4 protein-coding genes are annotated in these 3,203 nt (G+C 59.4%); 2 read left to right on the forward strand and 2 right to left on the reverse strand.

Translation table 11 applies throughout. From position 1 onward, the window contains the following. Both WCA53_RS26215 and WCA53_RS26220 read left to right on the forward strand, forming a co-directional pair. Positions 1 to 439, forward strand: a 439-nt coding sequence (locus WCA53_RS26215) for a CGNR zinc finger domain-containing protein (RefSeq protein ID WP_423917367.1), incomplete at its 5' end; no start/stop codon positions are given. 82 nt (positions 440 to 521) lie between these two features. Beyond that, positions 522 to 1,193 carry a haloacid dehalogenase type II gene (locus WCA53_RS26220; protein ID WP_423917378.1) on the forward strand — a complete coding sequence of 224 codons (672 nt, stop codon included), beginning with the start codon at positions 522 to 524 and terminating at the stop codon, positions 1,191 to 1,193. 88 nt (positions 1,194 to 1,281) lie between these two features. On the opposite strand, the gene WCA53_RS26225 is transcribed toward WCA53_RS26220, so the two are convergent. Both WCA53_RS26225 and WCA53_RS26230 read right to left on the reverse strand, forming a co-directional pair. After that, on the reverse strand, positions 1,282 to 2,064 hold the full coding sequence (locus WCA53_RS26225) for an alpha/beta fold hydrolase (RefSeq protein ID WP_423917372.1): 783 nt from the start codon (positions 2,062 to 2,064) through the stop codon (positions 1,282 to 1,284). 374 nt (positions 2,065 to 2,438) lie between these two features. Next, positions 2,439 to 3,203 (reverse strand): putative bifunctional diguanylate cyclase/phosphodiesterase (locus WCA53_RS26230; RefSeq protein WP_423917375.1); only part of this gene is annotated, 765 nt, incomplete at its 5' end.

The following is a 3,203-nucleotide window of genomic DNA, read 5'->3' on the forward strand; positions in this document are numbered from 1 at the left end:
GTTCGCGCCGGCCGAGTTCGATGCTGTCGCGGCGCAGGCCCGCGTGCTGCGCGAATGGTTCAGGGGATTTGTCCACAAACGCAAGGGGCGGCCGCTGGCCGCCAAGGATCTGCGTACACTTGAACCCTTGAATCAGCTGCTCGCACGCGACGATCGATATGGAGAAGTCGTCGCCGATGGCGCGAACGGGGCAACGGCTTTTGAGTTCCTCGATAAGCGCCGCTGGCAGTCGCCCGAGTCACTGCTAATGCCTATCGCACAGGCGTTGGCGAGGCTGGTGTGTGACGAGGACTTCACGCACGTGAAGGCATGCGAAGGTCATCGATGCACGTTGATGTTTGCGGATCACACCCGTGCTCACGCGCGCCGCTGGTGCAGCATGGCGATTTGCGGTAACCGCGCGAAGGTTGCGGCTCACCGGAAGCGGCTCAAAACGTGATGTAGAAGCTGACATGAGGTCCGCAGGACTCCTGCTGTTGTATTGAAGCCTTTCATGGAGGCGTGATATGGATAACATCAAGATGGATCACATCAAGGCGATTGCGTTCGATTTATACGGCACGCTGTATGACGTCCACTCAGTGGTCGCCCGGTGCGATCAGCAATTCCCGGGGCGCGGACGTGAAATCAGCGCCCTTTGGCGACAGAAGCAGCTTGAATACACGTGGCTGCGCAGCCTGATGAACCGCTATGTCCCGTTCGAGCAGGCGACGCAAGACGCATTGCGCTACACCTGCCGTTATCTTCAGCTCCCTCTGGACGACGATGCCTGCAAGGTTCTGTGCGATGCGTACCTGCGCCTGCAGCCGTTTCCCGAAGTGCCCGATACGCTGCGCGAATTGCGCTCGCGCGGACTGAAGCTCGCTGTGTTGTCGAACGGTTCGCCGCATTCGATCGGCGCCGTGGTGGGGCACTCCGGACTTCGCGCCGAGTTCGACCATCTGCTGAGTGTCGACCCGGTGCGCGTGTATAAACCGGACGATCGCGCCTACCTGCTTGCGGAGCAGGCGTTTGGGATGAACCGATCGTCGATCCTGTTCGTGTCGTCGAATGCGTGGGATGCCACGGGGGCACGCTATTTCGGCTTTCCGACATGCTGGATCAATCGTAGCGGCAGCGTCTTCGAAGAAATGGGCCAGACACCGGACTGGCAACTGGGAGGTCTCGACGAGTTGTTGTCGCTTTTTCGTTAGGGGCGCTGCGGCGTCGAAGCAGCGAGGATCGTGGCTCGTTTCCAGGTTCCCCTGTCTACGAGCCTTGAGCTTAGATACCGACCCGCCTTCAGTCAGGCAGGGTCACAACAAACTCATGAATCATGCTCGCGACATCGACCGGGGACTCCAGTGGCGACAAGTGGCCGGTGCCGGGCACTACGCGCAGTGTCGCGTGGGGAATGCGAGTCAGCAGTTCTGCTTCGAGCGTTGCAACGCTATCAATACGGTCCAGTTCTCCGGCGATCACAATAACGGGCACGTCGATCGAGCCTACGACTCCCGTGATGTCTTCCAGGCTGGTACTCGTGGGCCATGCCATCTTCGCCTGCCGGGCGCCACCCAGGCTGTCGCCGATCACCTGTTCCCGGTGCTTCGCACTCAGTGTCTTTGCGCTCAGCATCTGATCTATCGCCATCCCGACCGACTCCCGCGAGTCATACGCGCCCAGCATCGCTTCACGCACCTCCGGAGGTAGGGCGAGAGGCACAGGCGGCGACGGTGCGACGAGCGCAAGCCCGATCAACCCGCGCGGCCGGCGCGACGCCAGCGATTGCGCAATCTTGCCGCCCATTGAGTGGCCCACCAGAACGTATTGCTGGATCTCGAGCGCGGCAATGAGGCCCTGAGCATCATCGGCGAAATCGGCAAGCGCATAGCCGCTCGCTGGTGCATCCGAGTCGCCCCATCCCCGCAGATCAGGTACGACCGTCCGGTACTCGGCGGGCAGCGCGGCAACGACGTCGTCCCATGTACGTGATGACCCACCCCAGTAATGCAGGAAAACCAGAGCAGGCGTACCGCTGCCCTGATCCTTCACATAAAGCTGAATGCCATTCGAGGTTACTTTCATCGCGTGTCTCACCGGTTTTGCGGGACGGCAGGTTGCCGTCCCGCAGACGAACCCATAGTAGATTGCGGACCGGGACGCGATAATCCCCGCCTTGCTATCATCAGCCGATCGCCCTGTTATCGAATAGGCAGAACTGAGCATTAACGCGGTGTACCCGAGCGCGCGGTATGTACCGTCGAAAGTTCGCCGATTTATCGATTATTGGGTCGAGTATTTTAAAGAGGGTCCGCCGTGGGAAACGCGCTAGGCGTTCATTGCACAGGCGAGACTCCAACAGGCCGGCCGCGTGGTGATGCTCAGCCCTTACTGCACATCGCACGCAAGATGAACTCTCCGCCCGTACCCGGACTGATGCGAAATGTCCGCCCGCATGTTCAGCCAATGAGGGTCGCGCCGGAGGTAGCGCACGAATTATCGGCAGGCCTATCCTCGAGATCAGGCCATACCAGCGCCTCGAATTGCTCAGGTGGAACCGGTTGGGAATACAAAAAGCCTTGGGCAAAATCACAACCCACGGCAATGAGAAAATCTCGTTGCTCGGTCGTTTCCACCCCTTCGGCAATGACTTTCAATCCCAGTTTGTGAGCCAGCACGACCATTGCCTCGCAAAGCGCCTGATCGTCGCCATCAACGGCGAGGTTCTGCACGAATGAACGGTCGATCTTGAGGTAGTCGATGTCGAAGCGCTTGAGATAGGCCAGGGATGAGTAACCCGTCCCGAAGTCGTCGATCGAGATCCGAATCCCCGCATCACGGAAGCTCAGCAGTTTCTCTTTGATCTTCGAGTCGGTATGCAGTAACAGCCCCTCGGTTATTTCAATCGCAACACTCTGCCCCGGCATCCCTTCCCGAAGAAGATATTTGGGCCATTGGGTACAAACGAGGTTGTCTTGACGAATCTGCACCGGTGACATGTTGACGCTGATCTGGAACGACGGATGGAACCGGCCGCGCCATTGCCGGGCCTGATGCACGGCCTGCTTGAACACCCAATCGCCAATCGCAACGATGAGCCCCGTGTCCTCGGCCAATGGAATGAAATCCAGCGGGCTGATCATGCCGCGTTCGGGGTGCAGCCAGCGAATCAGTGCCTCAGCTTTGCAGATTTCCCCGGTCGCCAGGTTGACGATGGGTTGGTA

This window comes from Caballeronia sp., assembly GCF_049581465.1.
Taxonomy (GTDB): Bacteria; Pseudomonadota; Gammaproteobacteria; order Burkholderiales; family Burkholderiaceae; genus Caballeronia.